The sequence below is a fragment of the Glycomyces niveus genome (assembly GCF_017592475.1).
Lineage (GTDB): Bacteria > Actinomycetota > Actinomycetes > Mycobacteriales > Micromonosporaceae > Glycomyces > Glycomyces niveus.
This window is the reverse complement of the sequence record NZ_JAGFNP010000004.1, coordinates 196733-220330: the sequence shown is the minus strand read 5'-3', so window position 1 is coordinate 220330 and position 23598 is coordinate 196733. Positions and strand designations below refer to the sequence as shown.

Genomic DNA, 23598 nt, shown 5'->3' with positions numbered 1-23598 from the left:
GTCGTTTCGGTTAGCATCGGACCGCCCTTCGCCGCTCCGGCTTCGCCGGGCCGTACCCCCGCACCCGAGCAGGACCATGACCACTCGACAACGCAAGATCACGGCGCGCGCGCCGCGCTCACTGGCCGCCTCCGCCACGACGGCCGCGCTCCTCATCGCTGCTGTCGGCATCGTGATCGTCTCCGGCGCGACCGGAACGGTCGAGGTCACCGTCGCCGAGTCGTTCAAGATCGTCACCGGACACGTCCTCCCGGGCATGCCTTGGATGTCGGACGGCAGCCTGACCTCGCTGCAGGACCAGGCCGTCTGGCGGTTCCGGTTGCCCCGCACCCTCCTTGCTGGCGCGGCGGGAGCCGGGCTCGCGCTGGCCGGAGCGCTCATGCAGGCGCTGGTGCGCAACCCGCTCGCCGAGCCTTATCTCCTCGGGGTCTCCTCCGGAGCCGGGGTCGGCGCGGTCGTGGTCATCACGCTCGGGGCCGCCGCGGCCGGGTTCACGCTGAGCGGGGCCGCGTTCGCGGGGGCGCTCGCCGCCGCCGTCGCGGTGTACCTCCTTGCGCGCCAGGGCGGCGTCGTCGCCCCGACCCGGCTCGTCCTCTCCGGTGTCGCGCTCGGGTCGCTGCTCAGCGCCGTCACCAGCTACCTGACGATCACCACCGACGCGCAGAACGTCTTCAGCATCCTGTTCTTCCTGCTCGGCAGCGTCGCCGCCGCGACCTGGCCGCAACTGGCCGTACCCGCTGCGGCACTTGCGATCGTGTTCGCGTTCGCGCTGCTGCGCAGCCGCTCCCTGAACGCCCTGCAAGTGGGGGACGAGACCGCGACCGCGCTAGGGGTGGACGTGAACCGCTTCCGCAGCCAGCTCCTCGTCGCCTGCGCGCTCCTCACCGGCGCAGTGGTCGCCGTCAGCGGCGGCATCGGGTTCGTCGGCCTCGTCGCCCCGCACGTCAGCCGCATCGCCGTCGGCGCCGACCACCGGCGCATGCTGCCCGTCGCCGTCCTCGGCGGGGCGGTCTTCCTCATGGCCGCCGACCTCGCCGCCCGAACGGCCGCCGCGCCCACCGAGATCCCCATCGGCATCGTCACCGCCGCCGTCGGCGCTCCGTTCTTCCTGTGGCTCATGAGAAGGGGACGCGCCTCCGGCGCGGGGATGCACCGATGAGGCTCGCCGTCGAAGACCTCTCGGTTGAACTCGGCGGACGCCGCGTCGTCGACCGCGTCTCGCTCGAAGTCGAACCGGGCCGCCGCCTCGCCCTCTTGGGGCCCAACGGGTCCGGCAAGTCCACCCTGCTGCGCAGCATCTACCGGGTGCACCGACCCGCGGCGGGGACCGTCCGCGTCGGCGGCGACGACCTGTGGCGCCTCGGCGCCCGCGATGCCGCGCGCCGAGTCGCCGTCGTCGCACAGGAGGGCGGCGCCGAACACGACCTCACCGCGTTCCAGGTCGTCATGCTCGGCCGCGTCCCCCACCAGCGGGGCTTCGGCGCCGACAGCCCCGCCGACCTCGCCGCCGCCGAGGCCGCGCTCGAACGCGTCAGCGCACGCGACCTCGCCGACCGTCCCTTCGCGCTGCTCTCCGGAGGCGAGAAGCAGCGGATCCTTCTGGCCCGCGCCATCACCCAGAACTGCCCGGTGCTCGTCCTCGACGAGCCCACCAACCACCTCGACGTCACGTTCCAACTCGAGCTCATGCAGATCGTCGCCGACCTGGGGCTGACCACCGTGGCCGCGCTCCACGACCTCAACCTCGCCGCCACGTACTGCGACACCGTCGCCGTCCTCCGCGACGGCCGCCTCGTCGCCTTCGGCGACCCCGACGACGTGCTCACCCCGGACCTCATCGCCGACGCCTTCGCCGTCCGCGCCGACCGCATCCCCCACCCCGCCACCGGAAGCACCCACTTCGCCCTGAGTCCCCTCAAAGACTCCCCGACCGAGAGGAAGCTATGAACACCCGACCGATCCCTCGCGCCGCCGCCGCAGCGGCAGCGCTCACCGCCGCGATCGCCTTGAGCGCCTGCGGCTCCGATGTCACGAACACCAATGACGGCGGCAGCGCCGAAAACGTCCTCACCATCGATAACTGCGGCCGCGAGATCACCGTCGATGGCGTCCCCGAAGCCGTCGTCGGCCTCAGCCCCACCCAGACCGAACTCCTCCTGCGCCTCGGCCTCGCCGACCGCATCGTCGGCCAGGCCCAGACCTCGACCGCGCCGCTCAGCGAAGCGGTCGCCGGCCTTGCCGCCGACATCCCCGTCCTCAGCGAGGACACTCCGCCCTCCCGCGAAGCGCTCCTCGAGGTCGAACCCGACTTCGTGTACTCGCCGACCGACTACGAGTTCACCGCCGAGCAGGGCTTCGCCAGCCACGACCAGCTCGCCGAAGCCGGCGTCGCCGCCTACACCGCGACCGGCGGCTGCCCCGACCGCCGCATGCAGGGCACCGTCGACGACCTCTTCACCGACCTGGCGAACCTCGGGGCGGTCTTCGACGCCGAAGACGAGGCCGCCGCGCTCGCCGACGAGGCCCAGGCGACCCTCGACGACGTCGAGTCCCGCATCGAAGGTCTCGAGAAGCCCACCGTCGCACAGGTCTTCGTCGAAGGCGGCGCGCTCACCGCCATCGGCGCCGGCATCGAGTACGACATGATCCGCCGCGCCGGCGGCGAGAACGTGTTCGGCCCTGACGACCCCGAGTTCGCTTCGTTCTTCGCCGCCCAGATCAACCCCGAGGCGCTGGCCGCCGAGAACCCGGACGTCATCGTCTTCGCCGCCCGCGACGCCGAGCACGAGCAGGCCACCCGCGACTACCTCGCGCAGACCCTGCCCGACGTGAGCGCCGTGGCGAACGACCGCATCGTCGTCATCTCCGGCTCCGACGTCTACCCCGGGTCCCTCGGCAACATCGACGCCGTCCGCACCATCGCCGCAGGCCTCTACCCCGAGGCCTTCCAGGCATGACGACCGCCGAGCGCGCGGGCCGCGAACTGCTCGGCCACACCGGATTCCGGCGCTGGTACGCCGCCCGCACGACGAGCCTCGCCGGTACGGCCGCCTCCGGGGTGGCCGTACCGGTCCTCGTCTGGGAGGCGACCGGTTCGGCCGCCGCCACGGCCGCTTCGTCCGGGCTCTCGCTCGCCCCCTACCTCCTGTTCGGACTCATCGCCGGGGCCTACGCGGACCGGGTCGACCGGCGCCGCCTCATGGTCGGCGCCGACGCGGCCGCCGCGGCCCTCCTCGCCACGGTCCCACTGGCGGGAGCGCTCGGCACGGTCTCGGCCGCGCACATGCTCGCCGTCGTCGTCCTCACCGGCACCGCGTTCGTATGGTTCGACGCCGCCGCATTCGGCGCGCTACCGCAGATCGTCGGCAGAGACCGGCTCCAGCAGGCCAACTCGCTGATCTTCGCCACGACCACCGTGGTGGGCATCGCCGCCCCCGCCCTCGGCGGCCTGCTCGCGGCGACCGCCGGACCCGAGGCCGTCATCGGCGCCAACGCCCTCACCTTCGCCGCGTCCGCACTCCTCCTGCGAGGCATCGACATCCCAGCTCAGCAGCGGGCCGAACGCACCGCCATCCGCGCCGACATCGCCGAGGGCCTGCGCTACATCTGGACCGAAAAGCGCATTAGGGCATTGACCTTCGCGGGCTTCGGGATCGCCTTCACCGGCGGCGGCGCGCTGGGCCTCATCGTCGTCCATGCCGACGAACTCCTGGACGTGCGGGACTGGAAGCTCGGCCTGCTGTACAGCGCCACCGCAATCGGCTCACTCCTCGGTGCACTCCTGTTGAGCCGCATGACCTCCCGCTTCGGCCATGGCCCGGTCTCCATCGCCGCCTATACGGTCGAACTCGCGATGATCACCGCCCTCGCCGCGGCCGGCCCCGGCTGGGCCGGCTACGCGCTGGCCGCCGCGGCCTGGGTCGTCTGGGACCTCGCCCACACCACTGCCGTCGTCAACGGCATCACCGTGCGCCAGCTCCTCACCCCCGACGCCTTGCAAGGCAGAGTGAACACGACCGGCCGCATGATCGCCTGGGGCGGCGCCCCCATCGGCGCCATCGCCGCCGGCGCCCTGGCCGACGCCGTCGGCGTGCAGCACGCGTTCCTTCTGCTCACCATCCCCGTGGGCGTCGGAATCCTGCTGCTCGTCGCCTCTCCCGTACGGCGCCTGAAAAAGATCGAAGGCCCATGAACCACCGGCGGGTGCGGAGCGCCCCGTCCGGTTCCCGCGCCTATGCTCGGGACATGGCACTCATCTACCGAGCCACCGTGAGCCCCACTAAACTCGAGCTGCTGGCCGCCTGGCTCCCCGCACGGCCCTGGTACACCGGTCCGGCCGGTGACCTCGAACAGGTCGCCGCGTACCGCTTCGACGACCCGGCCGGCGAGGTCGGCATCGAGACGCTGCTGGTCCGCTCCGGCGACGGACCCGTCCACCAAGTGCCGCTCACCTACCGGGCCGAGCCCCTCGCTGGCGCCGAGGCGTGGCTGGTCGGCACGACCGAGCACTCGGTGCTCGGCGAACGCTGGGTCTACGACGCCACGGGCGACCCGGTCTACGCCGCCGCGCTCGCCGGAGCGATCATCGCCGACACCGGCCAGGCCGAACAACTCGTCCTCGTCGAAGACGACCGGCTCGAGCCGCGCGAGCTGCACATGGACATCGCCAGCACGACCCTCACCCCGGACGCGACCGCGCCGGCGGTGCACCGCATTGAAAGCGTCGAAGACGCCGACCCCGCGGTGATCGTCACCGACACCGTCACCCTGTCGGTAGTCCGCAACCTCGAAGCGGGCGACGACTTCACCGCACCGGCCCTGACCGGCACCTGGCCCGGCCAACCCAAACCGATCCACCTCGCCACCGCCACACCACAAGGCTGAGCCCTACAGGGTGGCGGCCGCCGGACGGTGACTCGATCGCCGTCCGGCGGCCGCCCTTGTCGATCCGTGTCAGGCGGCGCGGAGCTTCCAGCGCGCCCACCAGGCGATCTGGAGGAGCGCGCCCAGGACGATCGAACCCATGAGCACGTACAGCATCACCTCGTCTGCGACAGCGAGCTTCGAGTCATTGATGGCGTACCTCCATTGCGGCACTTGGACGCTGGCCGCGAAAGCCGCGCACCCCAATGCGGCCGCGCCGTAGGCGATGCGTCGGCTCGGCACCGGCCGGGCGGCCGCGATGAGCACCGCCGCGGCGGCGGCGTACGCCACGGTGAAGCCCACCGGCGCCGCATGGTCCGGATTGGAGCCGAGCAGGAAGTACACGGCGGTGACGAACAGCGAGAGCAGCATCGCGGCCAGCGCGCCAGCTTCGGCGAGGTACGTCTTCACCCGCGGGCGCGGCATCCGCCATGAGGCCCAGAGCAGCCAAGGCACGGGCAAGGCCAGGATCACGATGCCGAGTGCGGTCTGGAGCGCGGCGGACAGGGTGCCGTCCAGATCGAGCCAGCCCAGGAGCAGGAAGAACCATCCGAACGGGGCGAGCCCCCAGACGATGGCGGGCGCGACGCCCTTGGAAGCAGCGGTCTGCTGTGTCGTGTTCATGGGGCCAGTGTCGCAACCATGCGCAAGCGTCCCACTACCTAAATCGCGCCACTGTTGTAGCGTTCCTACAAGGATTCCCCGCGTTCCTCTCCCAGTGCTCCCGTTTTTTCTCGGATTCCCACAACCTGCGTCTATGCGATCGCGACCTTGGGGCGCCGCTCGCCCGGGCCGCGTTCAGAGGCGCGGGTCCACCGGTTCGGACTCGAGGGCGAGGATCGCGAACGCGTACTGGTGCACCTGCCACAAGGGAGCGTGCTTGGCCGCGAGGTCGAGCGCTTCGAGGCCGAGCGCGTACTCGCGCAGCGCCTGGGAACGCTTGTGGTGCAGCCGGCGTTGGCGCAGTCGGTCCAGCTGGGCCAGGTCGGTGTAGTCGGCGCCGTAGATGATCCGCAGGTACTCGCGCCCCCGGACCTTCAAGCCGGGCTGGAGTTTCGGCCGGGTGTCGAGCACCGGCTTCACGACCATGCCCTCGCCGCCGGCGGCGCACAGGTCGGTCCACCACTGGGTCGCTTCGGCCTCGTCGGCGCTGCCGAGGGTGACGAAGCGCCGCTGGGTTCCCATGAGCGTCCCGGTCGGGTCGGCCGCCACGAGGGCGTCGATGAGCTCCAGGTGCAGGTCGTGCCGGTGGTCGGCCCGGTTCTCGCCTTCGGTGGCGAGGATCTGGAACGGGGCGAGCCTGATGCCGTCGAGCCCTGAAGTGGGCCAGGAGTAGCGCTGGTACACCGCGGCGAATGCCTCGATGTTGGCGAGGCGGGACGCGGTGCGGGCCTTGAGGTCGGCGACGTCCAGGCCCGCTGCGGATGCCGTTTCGAGCGCGGACAGGGCGGCAGGGAGGGCCGCCGTTCCGGCCGCGGCCACGGACGCGAACTGGTCCTCGATCATCGATTGGGCCTTGGCCGACCAGGGGAGGAGCTCGCAGTCGAGCAGCATCCAGTCGGTCGCCAGGCGGTCCCACAGGCCGGCGCCCTCGGCGGCGGCCGCGACACGGGCGAGCAGGGCCTCGGTGAGGGCGTCGTCCTCGAAGAAGGCGCGGCCGGTCCTGGTGAGGACCGCGCCGGCCGGGCCGGTGTCGAGGCCGAACCGCTTGCGCGCCACCTCGGGGTCGCGGCAGACGAGGGCCACGGCGCGTGAGCCCATGTGCTTCTCTTCGCAGACGACGCGGTCGGTCTTGCCGCGGTACTGCGCGAAGGCCTGCGCCGGGTGCTCGAGGAAGCCGTCCACATCGGAGGCGTCGACGGGCGCCATGGTCGGCGGCAGGTACAGGATCCGCCGCGGGTCCTCCGCGAAGCGGCTCATGACCTCCAGCGCGGCCGCCGCGTTCTCGGCCCGGACCTTCACCGTGCCGAGGAGACGCGTGTCCAGGTACCGGTCGCCCGCCACGTCGTCGAAGTCGAGGGTCGCCGGGTCGCGCTCGGCGGTGACGGGCGCGAGCGGGCGCACCGGCGCGTACCACTCGCGCTCGGCGTCGACCGCGACGATCTCGCGCTCGGGGTAGCGCAGGGCGGTGAGCTTGCCGCCGAAGCAGCATCCGGTGTCGAGGCAGATGGTGTTGTTGACCCACTCGGGTTCGAGGACCGGCGTGTGGCCGTACACGACCGCGGCCGCGCCGCGGTAGTCCTCGGCCCACGGCAGGCGCACGGGCAGACCGTACTCGTCGGTCTCGCCCGTGGTGTCGCCGTAGAGCGCGAAGGACCGCACCTTGCCCGAGGCGCGGCCGTGGTACTCCTCCTTGAGGCCGGCGTGCGCCACGACCAGGTCGCCGCCGTCGAGCCGGTAGTGGCTGACCAGGCCGTCCATGAAGGACTTCGCGCGCTCGCGGAACGCCTCGTCCTCGTGCGCCAGCTGCTCGAGGGACTCGGCGAGGCCGTGGGCGACCTTCACCTTGCGGCCGTTGAGGGACCTGACGAGCTTCTGCTCGTGGTTGCCGCACACGCTGAGCGCGTTCCCGGACTCGACCATGCCCATGACCAGGCGCAGGACGCCCGGGGTGTCGGGGCCGCGGTCGACGAGGTCGCCGACGAAGACCGCGGTGCGGCCCTCCGGGTGGGCGGCGCCGACGGCGCGGCCCTCCTCGTCTCGCGCGATCTCCCAGCCGAGTTCGCCCAGCAGCGTCTCGAGTTCGGACCGGCAGCCGTGGACGTCGCCGATGATGTCGAAGGGTCCGGTCAGCTCGGTCCGGTCGTTCCAGGACTTCTCGTAGACGATGCGCGCGTTGTCGATGGCCTCCCGGCCCTGGAGCCGGTGGACGCGGCGGAAGCCCTCCTTGTTGAGCCCCTTGAGACTCCGCTTGAGGTCGCGGTGGTGGCGGCGGACGACGGCCTCGCCGAAGTCGCGGTCAGGCCGCGCCTCGTTGCGGGCGACGGCGACCGACGGCTCGACGTCGAGGACGATCGCGTCGACCAGGACGTGGTGCTCCTTGGCGAGCTTCACGAACGCGGCCCGCGCGTGCGGTTGGACGTTCGTCGCGTCGACCACGGTGAGCAGGCCGCGGCGCAGCCGCACGCCGGCGATGTGGTGGAGCAGGTCGAACGCCTCGGTGGTCGCGGTCTGGTCGGACTCGTCGTCGGAGACCAGGCCGCGGCAGAAGTCGGACGAGAGCACCTGCGTCGGCTTGAAGTGCCGCGCGGCGAACGTCGACTTGCCGGAGCCGGATACGCCGATGAGCACGACCAGCGACATCGCGGGCACGCGGATCTCCACTGCGTCAGTCACGGTCGAACACTCCCATCTGGGTTGGGGCGCCGGCCTCGGGGTCGGCGGCGCCGACCCCCTCGATCCGCACCCGGTAGCCGTACCGGGCGGCGACCGCCTCGGCCCAGGCGGCGAAGGCGGCGCGGTCCCATTCGAAGCGGTGGTCGGCGTGGCGCATCTGATGCTCCGCCATGCCGTACGTCGCGTTGTACTCCACATTGGGCGTGGTGACGACGACGGTGCGCGGCCGCGCCTCGGCGAAGACCACGCGCTCCATGGAAGGGAGGCGGCCCGCGTCGAGGTGCTCGATCACCTCCATGAGCACGGCCGCGTCGTGTCCCTTGAACCGCTTGTCGCGGTAGACGACCGAACCCTGGAGCAAGTGGAGCCGGCGGGCCTGCCGGTCGGGCATGCGGTCGAGCCGCAGGTGCCGCTCGGCGAGGTCGAGGGCGCGCGAGGAGACGTCGACGCCGGTGATCCGCGTGAACCGGCGGTCTTCGAGCAGTGCCGACAAGAGCTTGCCCGAGCCGCAGCCGAGGTCGAGGACGGAGGCGGCGCCGGACGTGCGCAGTGCCGCCGTCACCGCGGCGATGCGGATGCGGTGCAGTGGCTCGGCGCGCTCGGCGCGCTCGGCCTCGGCGGCCTCCTCCTCGACCGGGGCCTCCAGCTCCTCCTGGGCGCCTTCGGCTTCGGCGAGCCTGGCGACGGCGGCGCGCTCGTACGATTCGCGGTGGGCGAGGTACCGGCGGGTGATGAGCGAGCGGCGCGGGTGGCCGGCGGGCCAGTCGCCGCCGGAGCGCACGAGCTTGTCGACCTCGCCGATGTCGACCCAGTAGTGCTTCGCGTCGTCGAGCACCGGCAGCAGCACGTACAGCTGGCTCAGCGCCTCGGACAGGCGGGCACGTCCCCTCAGTCGGACCTTGACGTGCCGCGAGTCGGCGTCGAACCCAGGCAGCGGCACCGGCTCCGCTTCCACGTCCCAGCCCAAGGGCGCGAACAGCTCCCGCACCAGGTTCGGCCCGCCCTTGCACGGGACCGCGGGCAGGGCGATCTCCAGCGGCAGCGCGGCCGCGGCCAGGTCGGGCCGGTCCTCGCTGACGCCCGTGCGGGCGGTGGAGAAGACCTTCCCGAGCGCGACGGCCAGCAGTGAGGAGGCCGCATACGGCCGGTCGTTCACGTACTGGCTGAGCGAGGCGTCCCCTGACCCGCCGGAGCGCAGCCGCGCCAGCCGAGCGGAATCGACTTCGAGCAGCAACGCCACCGTGCACCGCTCGGCCGTCGCCTCGGGGTAGAACACCCATGCGGTGCCGAACGACTGGTCGAACGACTGCACCCGCTCAGGGTGCTTGCGCAGCAGCCAGCTCAAGTCGGTCGCGGGGTCCATGGTGGTCGTGATGGTCAGGAGCACCCGCCGATCATGCCACCGGCCCACGGCCGCCCGCCAGCCGATATGCAGGGAGCGCCCGGCTTCGAGACCGGTCGTCGTCGCGGCGGTCCTGCCAAGGGGCGCAAGGGGCTGCGGCCGGAGCCTTCTCGCGGGCGGCCCGGTGACGCCCGCGTGCAACCGGACGGGGCCCGGCGGCGTATGGGACTTGAGCGAAACGCGCTGCGCCACACCGCTGGGAGTCGACATGTCCGCCGATGCACGGGAGTTCCGGGTGCTGGGGCCGGTGGAGCTGGTCGTGGGAGGCCGGCCGGCGGCCCTGGACGCCGCCAAGCCCCGGACGCTGCTGGCATTGCTGCTGCTGCATCTGAACCGGCCGGTCGGGCACGACTGGCTGATCGATCAGCTGTGGGGCGAGAAGCCTCCCCGGACCGCCGAGGCGACGCTGCGGTCCTATGTGTACCAGTTGCGCAAGCGCCTGCTCGGCGACGGCGACAGGACGGTGATCCGAAGCCGGAGCAAGGGCTACGTGCTGGAGTCCGAGGACGAAGCGATGGACGCGCACCGCTTCGAGACGCTTGCGGTGCAAGGCCGACAGTTGCTGCAGCACCGGCGGTTCGACGAAGGAGCGGCGCTGCTCCGGGAGAGCCTGGGGCTTTGGCGCGGCGCCGCCTCGTTCGCCGACGCCGAGGCCGAGGCCGTGCGCGACAAGGCCCGGCTACTGGACGAGCTGCGCTTGGAGGTCGTCGAGCAGTGCCTGGCGGCGGAGCTGGAGTCGGGCTCGCCGATCGCCACCCTCGCCGAACTGGAAGCGCTCACCACCGAGCATCCCGTGCGCGAAGGCCTGTGGCGCCTGCTCATGCTCGGCCTCTACAGTGCCGGACGGCAGGCCGAAGCGCTCGAGGCCTACCAGCGCCTGTACCGGCTCCTCGACATCGAGCTCGGCATCCGGCCCTCACCGCCGATCGACGAGCTGCACCGCCGCATCCTGCGGGACGACCCCGGACTGCGACCCGCCGTCCCGGAGAGCGTCTCGGCCGGCAGGGCGACCCCCTCACGTCTAGCGGCACCGCGGCAACTGCCGTCCTCGGTCGGTCACTTCACCGGACGCGAAACTCAGTTGTCCATATTGGATGAACTGCTCGTCGCCCCCGTCGAGTCGGCCGGAGCGATGGTCGCTGCCGTCACCGGCACCGCCGGGATCGGGAAGACCGCCCTCGCCGTCCACTGGGCGCACCGGGTCGCCGACCGGTTCCCCGACGGGCAGCTGTACCTCAACCTGCGCGGTTTCGATCCTGTCGGGCAGCCCGTGTCGCCGCGCGAAGCCCTGCGGCACTTTCTCGAAGCGCTGCACACCGCCCCGGCGCAGATGCCGAGCGATCTGGAAGGCCAAGCCGCCCTCTACCGAAGTCTCCTGTCGGACAAGCGAATCCTCGTGCTCCTCGACAACGCCCGCGACCTCGACCAGGTCCGCCCGCTCCTGCCCGGCACTGCTGCAAGCCTGACCCTCGTCACCAGCCGCAACAGCCTCTCGGGGCTCGTCGCCCACGGCGCCCGGTCGATCGCGCTCGCGGGCCTCGACGACCAGGACGCCGGGCGTTTCCTGCAGCGCCGCATCCCCGACGGGCGGCCCGCCGCCGAACCCGAGGCCGCCGCGAGGATCATCGAAGCCTGCGACGGACTCCCGCTCGCGTTGGCCATCGTGGCCGCGCGCGCCACCACCCGCCCGGATTTCTCACTGACCGCCCTGGCCGCGGCGCTGCACCGCACGGACGAGCGCCTCGACGCGCTCGCCGACCCCGATCCCAGGGTCGATCTCCGCACCGTCTTCTCCTCTTCGTACCGCGACCTCACGCCCGCCTCGGCCCGGCTGTTCCGGCTCCTCAGCGTGCATCCGGGGCCCGACATCACGCCGGAGGCGGCCGCCGCCGTCGCAGGCGGCACCGCGTCCCGCGCGGGACGCCTGCTCGCCGAACTGACCCACGGCAACCTGCTCACGGAACCGACCCCCGGGCGGTTCGCCTTCCACGACCTCCTGCGCGCCTACTCCGCCGAACTCGCCGCAACCGTCGACACCGCTGGGGACAAGGAAGCGGCGACGCTTCGACTGCTGGACTTCTACCTCCACACCGCCTACGCGGGCAGTCGTCTCATCGATCCGAACAGGGACCCCATCGCACTCCCCGACGTGCCTCCCGGCATCGCGCCCGTCGGGCTCGCCGACGCCGAGTCCGCCATGGCGTGGTTCGCCGCCGAAGGCGCGGCGCTCACCGCCGCCGTCCATCACGCGGCCGAGCACGGCTTCGACGCGCGCTGCTGGCAACTGGCCTACACCCTGCGGGACCATCTCGACCGCGGCCCCTGGCAGGACCAGTCGGTCATGTGGCAGACGGCCATGGACGCCGCCCGCAGGACCGGGGATACCGGAGCCGAAGCCCGGGTGATCCGCCTGCTCGCCGAGGCGCACAGCCAGCTCGGGCGCACCGAGGAAGCCCAAGCGCTCCTCGACCGGTCGCTCGCACTGTGCGAGGACCTGGACGACCGCGTCGGCCAAGCCCACGCCCACCTCATGCACGGCCGGCTCTGGATGCGCCGGGGACGGACCGCCGAGGCGATGGACAGCGCGCACCGCGCACTCGACCTGTACCAGGCGGCGGGCCATCGCAGCGGGCAGGCCAACGCGCTCAACGGGATCGGGTGGAGCCATGCCCAGTCCGGCGATTACCGGAAGGCACTGGCCTACTGCGAGGCGGCCATGGCGCTCCTGACGTCGATAGGGGACCGCCACGGCCAGGCCGCCACCGCGGACAGCCTCGGCTACGCCCATCACCGCCTCGGGCTGCAGTCCCAGGCCATCGCGTTCTACCGGCGCGCCCTCGCCCTGTACCGCGACCTCGGCCATGCTCAAGGCGAGGCCGCCACCTTCGTCAACCTGGGCGACGCCCAGCATGCGGGCGGCGACACCGCGGCGGCCCGGCGGTCGTGGCGGCGGGCCGCGGCCATCTTCGACCACCTCGGCCACGCCGACGCGGAGGCGGTCCGGGCCAAGCTCGCCGCGCTGCAATAGCGGAAAGCGGCGGGAAGCAATGCGCTTCCCGCCGCTCTATGCGGTGTGCTTACACGCAGGACGTCTCAGCGTCCATAGTGGTCATCTCGGCCTGGGCGGCGGCGTCCGGCACCGCGCTGTTCAAGGCGCTGACGAGCGCGTCGGCGCCCTCGCCGACCAGCAGCTCCTCGATGCCCTGCTCGACGACGTCTTCGTCCGACGCGGCGGCGAAGGCCGCGGCGTCCTGCACGGTGCCTTCGGACTCGCCGTTGCCGAGCGTGCCGTCGTCGTAGGGGATCTCCGAGCCTTCACCGAGGCCGCGCCACTGCGCCGGGGTGTACTCCCCGTCCTCGTCGCAGATCGCCTTCTCCCAGCGGACGGCAATCACGTACTGGTGGCCGACCTCGACCCGGGGGAAGTCGTGGAGCGCCATCTCGACGGTCGCGGAGGTGTCGCCGTCGGCGAAGTACCAGCCGAGGCCCGAGTACTCCCAAGTGGAGGGTGCGGCTTGCGGGGCGCCCTCCCTCGACCAGAGCACGTCCTCGACCGTGAGCGAGACGACGCGGCCGATGACGCCCTCGCCGCGCTCGACTTCCGCCGCGGTCGGCTCGAGGGCCCGCTCTGAAACGGCCTCGACGACGAGGACGTGGTCGGCGTAGGTGACCCAGTCGGTCGCGGTCACGCTCGGGAGGTGGTCGCTGCCGTTCCCCAGCAGCACGTCGGACTGCGCTTCGAGGCCGGTTTGGGCAGTGGGGTCGGATGCGGGGGCGGCGAGTGCCGCGACGATGACGCCGGTGACCGAGGCGGCTGCGATGAAGCCGGCGGCGGCGGCGATGCGGGTGCGGTTGCGCATGGGTCCTCCTCAGTAGGTGGCGTTGATGTTCTCGATGTTGTTCGCTTGGAGCCCTTCGTCATTGCTGACCGGCGTCTCCATGCAGCCGAGCTTCTCGTCGGTCCTGCTCTTCCTCGGCGACGCGTCGTCGCCGTGGGTCAGGCCGACGGCGTGCCCGGTCTCGTGGCATACGAGGCCCTGCCCGTAGTGGCCGCCGCCGCGAATGCGGATGTACTGCTGGTCGCATTTGAGCGTGGTGGCGGCGTTGTTGCAGAAGGTGTAGCCGTCGACGCTGGAGGACAAGCCCGACGAGCTCTCCTCGAAGACGATGTCGGTCTCCGCGCTGCCGGAGAACGAGGGGGACGAGTCGTACGTGACGGAGAGGTCGGTCGGCTCGTAGATGTTGTTCATGACGTTGTTGACGACGGAGCGGTCGCCGGCCTCGAGCTTGTTGCTGCCGCCGCTGTCCATGTAGTACGTGAGGTCCTTGTTGTCGGTCTGGCAGAAGCCCGACTGGTGGGGTCCGCTGACGCTGAAGCAGCCCACCGTGAGGTACTGCGTGGGGTACATGTTGTCGGTGTAGGCCGCCCAGGCGACGCCCGCCGTGACCGCCACCGTCGTGAAGGCGGCGACGGCTATGCATGCGGCTCTGAGGCTCAGACGTTTCGCAGAGGTTCGTGGCATGGGGAATGTTCCCTTCCTGGCCGATCAGGGGTGCGATCGCTGGTTCGAGCGGGGAGCGGGGGAGCGATCACGCGGAGTCGCACCAGTCTCGCGCGGCGGCGTGGAGCCGTTGTGGAGGGAAAGTGGTGCGGCCGACCGGAAGCGCGTCGGCGCGGTATAGTTGGTCAATCGTATTGGACGATCGACCAAGAAGGTGGACGTGGCAGGCCCGACCAACGCCGAACGCGGCCGCGAAGTGCGCGCCCGGCTCATCGCCGCCGCTCAGGAACTCATCGCCGAGATCGGATGGAACGCCGTGAGCACCCGCCTCCTCGCCGAGCGCGCCGGCATCCGGTCCGGCCTGGTGCACTACCACTTCGAATCGCTGCAGGCACTGCTGCGGCAGGCCGCGGTGGAAGGGATGCGGCCCCTGCTCGAGGGCGCCGCCGCCGGACTGGACGCCGCGCCGGATCCCCCCGGTGCCGTCGAGGCGCTGCTGGTCGAGGTCGACCGGTACACCGGCGCCGACCCGGCCTCGCTGCTCGTCATCGAGGCGTACCTCGCCGCCACCCGCGACCCGGACCTGCGCGACCGGATGCGCGAGCTCATGGACGACTTCCGCGCCCACCTCTCCGCCATGCTCGCCCGCGCGGGCCGCACCGATCCCGAGGAGGCGGCGACCCTCATCATGGCCGCGATCGACGGCCTTCTCCTCCACAAGAGCCTCGACGCGCGGCTGTCGGCCGCCCGGCTCGCGCCCCTCCTGCGCCACCTCACCCGACCCTCGAACGGAGCAGCACAATGAGAGCCGTCATCTGCGGCGCCGGCATCGCCGGCCTCGCCCTCGCCCACCGCCTCCACCACCACGGCTGGGACGTCCACCTCGTCGACCACGCTCCCGGGCCGCGCCCGCAGGGCTACATGATCGACTTCTTCGGCCCCGGACACGAGGCGCTGCAGCTGATGGGCCTGGGCGACGAGATGAACCGGCACGCCAGTCCGGTCGAGGAGTTCCGCTACATCGACGACCGCGGCCGCACCACCGTCCGCATCGACTACACGCTCTTCGCGAAAGCCCTCGGCGGCGAACTCGCCAGCATCATGCGGCCCGCCCTCGAGCGGCTCCTGCGCGAAGCCCTTCCCGACCAGGTCGACCTGCGCTACCGCACCACGATCGACACCATCGACGACGACCGCGTCCACCTCTCCGACGGCACCACGGTCGACGCCGACCTCGTCGTCGGCGCCGACGGCATCCACTCGCGCGTCCGCGCCCTCGCCTTCGGCCCCGAGCAGGACTGCCTGCGGTACCTCGGGATGCACACCGGCGCTTACATCTTCACCGACCCGGAGATGTTCGCGCAGGTGCGCGGCCAGTTCGTGCTCACCGAGACCCGCAACCGGCAGATGGGCTTCTACGGCCTCACCGACGACCAGGTCGCCGTCTTCGCCGTCCACCGCGCGCCCGGCACCACCCTGTCCGACGACCCCCGCGACGCCTTCCGCGCCGCCTACGCCGGCATGGGCGACCTCGCCGAACGCGCCCTCGCCGCCTGCCCTGCACCCGACCAGGTCTACTACGACCAGGTCGCCCAGATCGACCTCCCGCAGTGGAGCAAGGGCCGCACCGTCCTACTCGGCGACGCCGCCCACGCGGTCTCCCTCATCGCCGGGCAAGGCGCCTCACTCGGCGTCGCGGGCGCCTACCTCCTGGGCGAGTGCCTCGATCGAGCCTCCTCAGTGGAGGAAGGCATCGCCGAATACGAACGCCGCTGGCGCCCCGTCGCGGGCGACGTGCAGCGCGCGGCCCGCGACCGCGTCACCGAATGGTTCCTGCCCCGCACCTTCACCAGGCTCCTCCTGCGCCGCTGGGGCTTCCGCGCAATGCAGCTCCCAGGCCTCGACCGCCTCCTCGTCGGCCCCCTCTTCCCCAAGGGCCGCAAACACGTCGCCGAACTCGCCGCCTGACGGGGAGATCCTCCCGTTCGTCCTTGCCGACGGCCCGTCGTGGCGGTGGTCGACCCGACCGCACCGGCATGCGACGCTTGACGCATGCGCCGCATCAACGTCCCGCCCCCGGTCCTGCAAGCGGCGGCGTGGTCGCAGCGCCTGTGGTGGCGGGTGGCGAAACCCGCCACGTTCGGCGTGAAGGCGTTCCTGACGCTGCCTGACGGCCGGTTCCTCGTGGTCCGCCACGCCTACGGCGACACCGCGAGGTGGGGGCTTCCTGGCGGCGGGTACAAGCCGGTCCGGGAGATGCCGAAGCAGGCCGCGGCCCGGGAGATGTGGGAGGAGCTCCGCATCGCGATGGACGCCGCGGAGTTCACCGTCCTCGATCGCGCCCAGACGGCCGCGGAGGGCAAGCGGGACACGGTCACCATCGTGACGGCGCCGGCGCCGACGGCCCATTTCCACCTCGCCTCCGAGATCGCCGAAGCAAGGTGGATCCGCAGCCTCGACGAACTCGGCGGCGCCCCGGTGTCCCGCTGGCTCAAAGCGGCATTGGCGCTCACCGGCCGCTGAACCCCGAACGCGTCGAACGGAAGGCAGGCCTTAATGGACTCTGAAGTCATCGTCGTCCACGCCAACGAGGCGCCACCGACATCGTGGGACGCCGCGGTGTTCCTCGCCGGTCCACTGCCGCGCTCGGCCGACGTGCCCGCGTGGAACCGCGACGCCGTGGCCTTCTTTCAGGAGCAGTGGCGCCACGACGGCCGCCTGGTCGTGTTCACGCCCGAGCTGCGCGAAGGCGTGCTCGCCGACTACACCGGCCAAGCCGACTGGGAGTCCCGGTGGATGCACGCGGTCGACGTGATCGTGTTCTGGGTCCCCAGGGACATGGCCACCATGCCCGCGCTGACGACGAACATCGAATACGGGGCGTGGGTCGCTTCAGGGAAAGTGGTGTTCGGGGCGCCGCCGACCGCGCCGAAGAACGAATACCTGCGGCACCTGGCAGAGGCGAACGGCGTCCCGGTCCGCGACACGCTCGCGGACACGGTCCGGGCCGCGCTGGCGCAGGTGGGAACCGGTGCGCACCGCACCGAAGGCGAACGCACCGTGCCGCTCCAGGTGTGGGCGACCGACAGCTTCCAGGCCTGGCACCGCGCGCAGCGGGCCGCGGGCAACCGCCTCGTCAGCGCCCGCGTCGAATGGACGTTCCGGGTCGGCCCGGCCCGCGACACCGTCTTCTACTGGGCCGCGCACGTCGAAGTCCATGTGGCGGACGAGAACCGCGTGAAATCCAACGAGGTCGTGCTCTCGCGCCCGGACGCCGCGCAGGTCGCGCTGTACCGCCCCGGCCGCACCCTGGACGACACCGTGGTCGTCCTGGTGCGCGAGTTCCGCTCCCCGGCAACGACCGTGGACGGCTTCGTCCACGAACTCCCCGGCGGCAGCAGCACCCGGCACGACCCGACCGCATGGGCCGTCGACGAAGTCCGCGAAGAAACCGGTCTGGTCCTGGACGCCGACCGTCTCCGTCCACTCGGGGCACGGCAGGTCGCCGCGACGGTCTCGGCCCACCGGGCGCACCTGTTCGCCGCCGAGATCACCGGCGCCGAACTCGACTGGCTGCGCGCACGCCAGGACGTCCCCGGAGGCGACGGCGGCGGTTCGGAACGCACCTGGATCGAGATCGCCACCTACGCCGACATCCGCGACCAGCGGCTCGTCGACTGGGCGACGCTCGGCATGATCACCCAGGCGCTGGCGGACTGAACCCGCCGATCGGCCGGATCGTGGCGCGTCGAGCGGAGTCCGGTCGAAGTCATCGAAGTCCAGAAAGGAGACGACGCTTCGGGCTCGCAGTTGCCTGAGCGCTCTCCGACGGGCCGCGAGCGGTATCGCGATCTCCTTCGGCGACAACAACGCGAGATCGACCGGAGGCGGCGCCCCATCCGTCCCCGTCCGAGTCGCGGAACATGGCCGGGCCGACGGCGTAGACAACGGCATTGCGGTACCAGAACGGCTGCATGGGGGCTCCTTCGGCGGTAGGTCACCGAGGGCCCTGCGAGTGTCCGACCGCGCCCGCCGGGAATCCCGGGCGCTGCGCGGGACCGCCGGTTGCCGGCGGCCGCCCGGTTCGGCAGCGTGAAGGTTCACCCATTACGCTCCACCACGAGACGGGCGCATCCGGCACGGGCCGCTATCACGAGCCCGACAGCATCGAAGGGACGGGACCGTGGCCAAACGCGTGACGATCCTCGACGTCGCCGCGGAGGTGGGCGTCTCCCGCCAGACCGTGACGCGCGCGATGAACGGCACGGGCCGCATCAGCGAGGCGACGCGGCAGAAGGTCCTCGACGCCGCCGAACGCCTCGGCTACCGCGCGAGCCGCTTCGCCCGCAGCCTCGTGACCCGCGAGAAGACCCCCGCGATGGGCTTCGTGGTCGCCTCCTTCCGCAACCCCTACTACACCGACCTCGCCGCCTCGCTCCTCGAAGCCGGCGCCGACCGCGGCTGGCAGATCATGGTCGCCTCGACCGAACGCGGCATGGACGAGGCGCTGGCGATGCTCGCCCCGCAGGTCGACGTCATCGTGGGCCACCTCGCCGGCGCGGACGCCCACCTCCGGCGGGTGTGCGGGGGACTCCCCCTGGTGCGACTCGACGCTGAGTTCCGGTCCGGGTCCGACTCGGCACCCGGCGTGCACGCGGTCGGCGTCGACCTCAAGACCGGCGTCGAAGAGGCGGTCGGCGTCCTGCGGGAACGCGGCGCCCAGACCTTCGGCATGGTCGACTCGGCGAACTACCGGCGCCACTTCGGAGGCGACACGGTATCACCGCGCCGGCGGTGGTTCGAAGACGCCGTGGGCGACGACCTGACCGGCGTCATCGTCGGCGAGGAGTCCATTTCGGGCGGCGGCAGGGCCTTCGCCGAGCTGATGGAACGCCACCCCGGCACCGACGCGGTGCTGATGTTCAACGACCTCATGGCACTCGGCGCGGTCCAGAGCGCGCACCACCTCGGCATCGAGGTCCCCCGGCACGTCAGCATCGTCGGCGTCGACGGCCTGGCCCTCGGCGAAGCGGTCGATCCGCCGCTCACCTCCATCGCCATCGACCGAAGCGAGTTCGCCGGCCATGTCATGGACGTCGTCGAAACCCTCGCCAAGGCCGAGTTCGCCCGCCTCGAACCGATCCGGCGCCGGGCCGCCTCCCGCGTGCTGTGGAGGGGCAGCGCCTGAGCACGCGGGCCGGACGCGTCTCAGCTCCTTAAGAGCGTGAACCTTCACTCAAGCGATCACCGACCCGACCGATTTGAAACCGAGGAACCCGTGAACCCTTCCGCCGCAGGCCAGCACCTGCCCGACCTCATCGTCGGCGCCAACTACCACCCGCACGACTCCGACCCCGCCACCTGGCGCCGCGACGCCGCGATGATGCGCGACGCCGGCATCCGCATGGTGCGCCTCGGCCACCTCGCCTGGGACACCTTCGAGCCGAGCGACGGTGCATTCACCTTCGAATGGTTCGACGAGGTCATGGACCTCATGCAGGCCAACGGGATCGGCGTCATCCTCGACATCGCCGTCCGGCCCGCGCCGCTGTGGCTCCACCGCAAGCACCCCTCCATCGACGTCGTCGCCTCCGACGGCGGCCGGCTCTACCCCAACCACCGCTACATGGACGACGTCGGCGACCCCGCCTTCCGCTCCCACGCGATGCGCTTCGCCGACCGGCTGACCAAGCGCTACGCCGGCCACCCCGCGCTGGCCGCCTTCGGCATCGACAACGAGCCCGGCGACGGCCCGATCTCCTACTCCGAGACCGTGCGGGCGCGCTTCATCGCCTGGCTCAAGGACAAGTACGGCACGGCCGAAGCGCTCAACACGGCCTGGGCCGGCCACCGCTGGTCCCGCCGCATCGGCGACTTCGCCGACGTCGGCCTGCCGCAGTCCGGGACCTACACCGGCGCCCCCGAACGCGTCCTCGACTTCCGCCGCTTCATCTCCCACGAGGTCGAGACCTACCTCGAAGCGCTCCTCGACGTGGTCGAGGCGAACGCTCCGGGCATGCTCACCACCACGAACATGTGGTACTACGCCGACAAGAAGCACTTCGACTACGCCCCCGCCGCCTACAGGGGACGGATCACGCGCGCCGGGAACGGCTTCTACCCGGGCGGCACGATCATCGACAATGAGGGCCTGCGCGGCGCCCTGTTCGGCATGGCCCGCATCCAGTACGAGAACACCACCCCGTTCTGGTGCACCGAGTTCACCACGATGACCGCCGTCCCCGGCTCGATCCGCAAGTCCGCCTACGCCTCCCTGATGTTGGGCAACCAGCTCGTGTGCGGCTGGACCTGGCAGACCATGCACGCGGGGGAGGAGCAGTTCCTGCAGGGCATGGTCGACTGGGACGGCCGCCCGAACCGCAAGCTCGACGAGTACCGGCGGATCGCCGCCGAGTTCGCGAAGCTGGAGGGCCGCGGCTTCCCCTACCGGCCGCGCGCCGAGGTCGCGGTGGCGCTGGACTTCCCCAGCCAGATCGCCAGCGCGGTCTTCCCCGAGCGCCACGACCGGCAGGCGCAGACCGCGTTCGAAGCGGTCGTCAGCCGCAACCTCGACGTGCGCATGGTCGACCTCGCTCACAGCGCGCTCGACTTCAAGCTGCTGATCGTCCCGGGCGTGCTCGTGCTCGACGAAGCTGCCGCCGACCGCATCCGCGCGTTCGTCGAGCGCGGGGGCACCGTGGTCATGACCTCGTATTCGGCCACATTGGACGCCGACGGCCAGGCCTTCGCCTCGACCCGCCCAGGCGGGCTCGACGACGTCTTCGGCATCCGGGTCGGCTCCTACGAGGAGACCGCGATGCTCAACGAACTCGCCCACGGCCGCACCGGGAGCGAACGACTCGACCTCGACTTCGACGGCCGCGCCGTCTCGGCCGCGACACCGCGGTTCGACCTGGTCGAGCCCACCACCGCCGAAACACTCGCCCGTGCAACGGGCCTCGACGCGGACTACCCGCTCATCACCGCCAACCGCTACGGCTCGGGCCGGGCGGTGTACGTCGCCCTGCCCGCCCGGCGCGAAGTCCTCGACCCGCTCCTCGAAGCCGAGCTCGCCCTGCTCGAGGTCCCCGCCGGACCGGAGGTCCCCGCCGGCGTCATGGCCCGCGCCGTGGACGACCGCCACGTGCTCTATCTCAACCTCGACGCCGAACCGAAGCCGATCGCATTCCAGGGCAAGGCCACCGGCGTCCTCTCCGAGGCCCGCTTCGACGGCGGGTTCCTTCTCGGCCCCTACGACGCCGAGGTGGTCGAACTGGACTGACCGCCGTCCTCGTCGCCGAAGGCGGCGGCGATGCGGTCCCGGAGCGGGCGGCGCCCGATCGCCTCCGAAACCTCGATGAGCAAGTGCGCCAACGGCATGGAGAGTTCCGTGTCGAGTTCGTCGATGGCCGCGGTGGTCGCCTCCCACTCCGCCGTGATCTGCGGGACCATCCGCCGGGCCTTCGGGGTCAGGGAGATCAGGCGCCGGCGGCTGTCGTCCGGGTCGGCGGTGTGGGCGACCAGGCCCGCGCGGGCCATCTGGATCGCCGTCTGGCTGGCCGCGGAGTGGGTGACGCCGACCTTGGCGGCCAGGTCGCGGACGGACTGGGGGCCTTCGGCGAGGAGGACGCGGACGACGGGGGAGAAGCGGGGGCGGTATTCGGGGAGCCCCCGCTCCCGGTAGCAGGCGGCCACATCGCCCTCGAGCTGCTCGAGGACGTGGCGGAGGAGGGTGCCCAGGGCGGCGGGATCGGGATGGTGCTTCACACTGTTATTCTAACAGCGCTGTTATAAATGCGAAGGAGGAGCGATGACCGGTCTCTATCCCCCGGTGGAGCCGTACGACCAGGGCATGCTCGATGTGGGCGACGGCAACCTCGTGTACTGGGAGGCGTGCGGGAACCCGGAGGGCAAGCCCGCCGTCGTGCTGCACGGCGGTCCCGGTTCCGGCGCGGGCTCGTTCTGGCGCCGCCTGTTCGACCCCGAGGCCTACCGGATCGTCCTGTTCGACCAGCGCGGCTGCGGGCGCAGCGTCCCCGACGCCGCCGACCCGGAAACCTCATTGGCCGCCAACACCACCGCGCACCTGATCGCCGACACCGAACGCCTCCGCGAGCACCTGGGCGTCGAGCGGTGGCTCGTCATCGGCGGCTCCTGGGGCGTCACGCTCGGCCTGGCCTACGCCGAGGCGCACCCCGACCGCGTCTCGGAGCTGGTGCTGTTCAGCGTCACCAACACCACCCGCCGCGAGGTCACCTGGGTGACCAGGGACATGGGCCGGATCTTCCCCGAGGAGTGGGCCCGCTTCCGCGACACCGTGCCCGAGGCCGAACGCGACGGCAGCCTCGTCGACGCGTACGCCCGCATGCTCGAGGACCCCGACCCGTCGGTCCGCGAGACGGCGGCCCGGGAGTGGTGCCGCTGGGAGGACGTGCACGTCTCCACCGACCCCGGTCACGAGCCCGACCCCCGGTTCGACGACCCCCGCTTCCGGATGCGGTTCGCCCGCCTCGTCACCCACTACTGGCGCCACGCCGGCTTCGTCGAGGACGGTGCGCTGCTGCGCGATGCGGCGAACCTCGCCGGGATCCCCGGCGTGATGATCCACGGGCGCTTGGACATCAGCGGCCCGGCGGACATCGCCTGGAACCTCGCGCAGGTCTGGAAGGACGCCGAGCTGGTGCTCATCTCCAATGAGGGCCACGGCATCTCCGGCGACGCGACGGCGGAGGCCATCGTGGCGGCCACGGACCGGTTCGCCCGGTAACGCCGCCGTCCGATCGATCGCTTGCGAGACCGACGGCCCCACGACACGCTAGGTTGAGGTCAACCCAGACCGAAGGAGGGCCCCGTGGGCAGAGTGGTCATGTACGCGTCGGTGTCGGTCGACGGCTTCATCGCCGACGAGAACGACTGGCCCGGACCGCTGTTCGAGTGGCTGACCAACGGCGACGTCCCCTTGGACGACAGCGGCGCGATCACGGTGTCGCAGACGTCCTACGACTACACCCGCCCCTACTGGGACCAGGTCGGGGTCACGATCGCCGGCCGCCGCGTCTTCGACCTGACGGACGGCTGGGACGGCGAGCCCCCGGGCGGGATCGACCACGTGGTCGTCGTGACGCACCGGCCCCCGCCCGAAGGCTGGGACCCCGAGGCGCCGTTCCACTTCGTCGACGGCGTCGAGGCGGCCGTCGCCAAGGCGCAGGAGCTCGCGGGCGACCGCCTGGTCGAGGTCGCCGCCGGCGACGTCGGCGGCCAGGCGCTCGCCGCGGGCCTGGTCGACGAGGTGCGCATGGACGTCGCCCCCGTCGTCTTCGGCACCGGCAGGCGCTACTTCGGTTCGGTCGACGTGCAGCACCTGCTGGAGGACCCCGACACCGTCCTCCAAGGCGACCGGGTGCTCCACCTGCGCTACCAGGTTCGCCGCTGACG

At 71.5% G+C, this 23598-nt stretch carries 20 protein-coding genes; 14 read left to right on the top strand and 6 right to left on the bottom strand.

What is annotated here, in order from left to right; translation table 11 throughout:
* Positions 1–76 precede the first annotated feature (76 nt).
* From J5V16_RS09455 to J5V16_RS09435, 5 genes are read left to right on the top strand one after another with little or no spacing between them, the layout of a single operon-like run.
* Positions 77–1159 (top strand): FecCD family ABC transporter permease, encoded by a 1083-nt coding sequence (locus tag J5V16_RS09455; RefSeq protein ID WP_208495863.1) that lies wholly within the window; start codon positions 77–79, stop codon positions 1157–1159.
* Positions 1156–1947, top strand: a complete 792-nt coding sequence (locus J5V16_RS09450; RefSeq protein ID WP_208495860.1) for an ABC transporter ATP-binding protein — start codon at positions 1156–1158, stop codon at positions 1945–1947. Before J5V16_RS09455 ends, J5V16_RS09450 begins: the two co-directional genes overlap by 4 nt.
* Positions 1944–2957: an ABC transporter substrate-binding protein gene (locus tag J5V16_RS09445; RefSeq protein WP_208495857.1), complete on the top strand. Its 1014-nt coding sequence runs from the start codon at positions 1944–1946 to the stop codon at positions 2955–2957. Before J5V16_RS09450 ends, J5V16_RS09445 begins: the two co-directional genes overlap by 4 nt.
* On the top strand, positions 2954–4192 hold the full coding sequence (locus J5V16_RS09440; RefSeq protein WP_208495854.1) for an MFS transporter: 1239 nt from the start codon (positions 2954–2956) through the stop codon (positions 4190–4192). Before J5V16_RS09445 ends, J5V16_RS09440 begins: the two co-directional genes overlap by 4 nt.
* A gap of 53 nt (positions 4193–4245) precedes the next feature.
* Positions 4246–4884, top strand: coding sequence for a CG0192-related protein (locus J5V16_RS09435; RefSeq protein WP_208495852.1), 639 nt, complete (start codon positions 4246–4248; stop codon positions 4882–4884).
* A gap of 69 nt (positions 4885–4953) precedes the next feature.
* Here the strand turns inward: J5V16_RS09435 and J5V16_RS09430 are convergent, their stop codons facing one another.
* The 3 genes from J5V16_RS09430 to J5V16_RS09420 all read right to left on the bottom strand — a co-directional run bounded on the left by J5V16_RS09430 (position 4954) and on the right by J5V16_RS09420 (position 9646).
* Entirely contained in the window at positions 4954–5547 is a 594-nt protein-coding gene (locus J5V16_RS09430) for a hypothetical protein (protein WP_208495850.1), read from the bottom strand.
* Positions 5548–5721: 174 nt separating this feature from the next.
* Positions 5722–8259, bottom strand: a complete 2538-nt coding sequence (locus J5V16_RS09425; RefSeq protein WP_307792908.1) for a polynucleotide kinase-phosphatase — start codon at positions 8257–8259, stop codon at positions 5722–5724.
* Positions 8252–9646 (bottom strand): 3' terminal RNA ribose 2'-O-methyltransferase Hen1, encoded by a 1395-nt coding sequence (locus J5V16_RS09420; protein WP_208495849.1) that lies wholly within the window; start codon positions 9644–9646, stop codon positions 8252–8254. The genes J5V16_RS09425 and J5V16_RS09420 overlap by 8 nt, the downstream gene beginning before the upstream one ends.
* Positions 9647–9869: 223 nt before the next feature.
* Between J5V16_RS09420 and J5V16_RS09415 the strand changes: the two genes are divergently transcribed.
* On the top strand, positions 9870–12689 hold the full coding sequence (locus J5V16_RS09415; RefSeq protein ID WP_208495848.1) for an AfsR/SARP family transcriptional regulator: 2820 nt from the start codon (positions 9870–9872) through the stop codon (positions 12687–12689).
* A gap of 49 nt (positions 12690–12738) precedes the next feature.
* Here the strand turns inward: J5V16_RS09415 and J5V16_RS09410 are convergent, their stop codons facing one another.
* Together J5V16_RS09410 and J5V16_RS09405 are read right to left on the bottom strand one after the other, a co-directional pair.
* Positions 12739–13521 (bottom strand): hypothetical protein, encoded by a 783-nt coding sequence (locus tag J5V16_RS09410; protein ID WP_208495847.1) that lies wholly within the window; start codon positions 13519–13521, stop codon positions 12739–12741.
* Between the two features lie 9 nt (positions 13522–13530).
* Complete coding sequence (locus J5V16_RS09405; protein ID WP_208495846.1) at positions 13531–14184, bottom strand: hypothetical protein; 654 nt, start codon at positions 14182–14184, stop codon at positions 13531–13533.
* A gap of 199 nt (positions 14185–14383) precedes the next feature.
* On the opposite strand from J5V16_RS09405, the gene J5V16_RS09400 reads away from it, so the two are divergent.
* The 6 genes from J5V16_RS09400 to J5V16_RS09375 all read left to right on the top strand — a co-directional run bounded on the left by J5V16_RS09400 (position 14384) and on the right by J5V16_RS09375 (position 21445).
* Complete coding sequence (locus J5V16_RS09400) at positions 14384–14968, top strand: TetR/AcrR family transcriptional regulator (protein WP_208495845.1); 585 nt, start codon at positions 14384–14386, stop codon at positions 14966–14968.
* Positions 14965–16131, top strand: coding sequence for an FAD-dependent monooxygenase (locus J5V16_RS09395; protein WP_208495844.1), 1167 nt, complete (start codon positions 14965–14967; stop codon positions 16129–16131). The genes J5V16_RS09400 and J5V16_RS09395 overlap by 4 nt, the downstream gene beginning before the upstream one ends.
* An 84-nt stretch (positions 16132–16215) precedes the next feature.
* Positions 16216–16686: an NUDIX domain-containing protein gene (locus J5V16_RS09390; RefSeq protein WP_208495843.1), complete on the top strand. Its 471-nt coding sequence runs from the start codon at positions 16216–16218 to the stop codon at positions 16684–16686.
* Positions 16687–16719: 33 nt separating this feature from the next.
* The gene (locus tag J5V16_RS09385) at positions 16720–17883 is read left to right on the top strand and encodes a nucleoside 2-deoxyribosyltransferase domain-containing protein (protein ID WP_208495842.1); all 1164 of its coding nucleotides are present in this window, start codon (positions 16720–16722) and stop codon (positions 17881–17883) included.
* 463 nt (positions 17884–18346) lie between these two features.
* Positions 18347–19351 carry a LacI family DNA-binding transcriptional regulator gene (locus J5V16_RS09380; protein ID WP_208495841.1) on the top strand — a complete coding sequence of 335 codons (1005 nt, stop codon included), beginning with the start codon at positions 18347–18349 and terminating at the stop codon, positions 19349–19351.
* Between the two features lie 90 nt (positions 19352–19441).
* A complete protein-coding gene (locus J5V16_RS09375) occupies positions 19442–21445 on the top strand; it encodes a beta-galactosidase (protein ID WP_208495840.1) in 2004 nt (667 codons plus the stop codon).
* On the opposite strand, the gene J5V16_RS09370 is transcribed toward J5V16_RS09375, so the two are convergent.
* Positions 21415–21930: a MarR family winged helix-turn-helix transcriptional regulator gene (locus tag J5V16_RS09370; RefSeq protein ID WP_208495839.1), complete on the bottom strand. Its 516-nt coding sequence runs from the start codon at positions 21928–21930 to the stop codon at positions 21415–21417. The genes J5V16_RS09375 and J5V16_RS09370 overlap by 31 nt on opposite strands.
* A 43-nt stretch (positions 21931–21973) precedes the next feature.
* Between J5V16_RS09370 and pip the strand changes: the two genes are divergently transcribed.
* Together pip and J5V16_RS09360 are read left to right on the top strand one after the other, a co-directional pair.
* Positions 21974–22930, top strand: a complete 957-nt coding sequence (pip, locus tag J5V16_RS09365; RefSeq protein ID WP_208495838.1) for a prolyl aminopeptidase — start codon at positions 21974–21976, stop codon at positions 22928–22930.
* A gap of 84 nt (positions 22931–23014) precedes the next feature.
* Positions 23015–23596: a dihydrofolate reductase family protein gene (locus J5V16_RS09360; RefSeq protein ID WP_208495837.1), complete on the top strand. Its 582-nt coding sequence runs from the start codon at positions 23015–23017 to the stop codon at positions 23594–23596.
* The last annotated feature ends 2 nt before the right edge of the window (positions 23597–23598 follow it).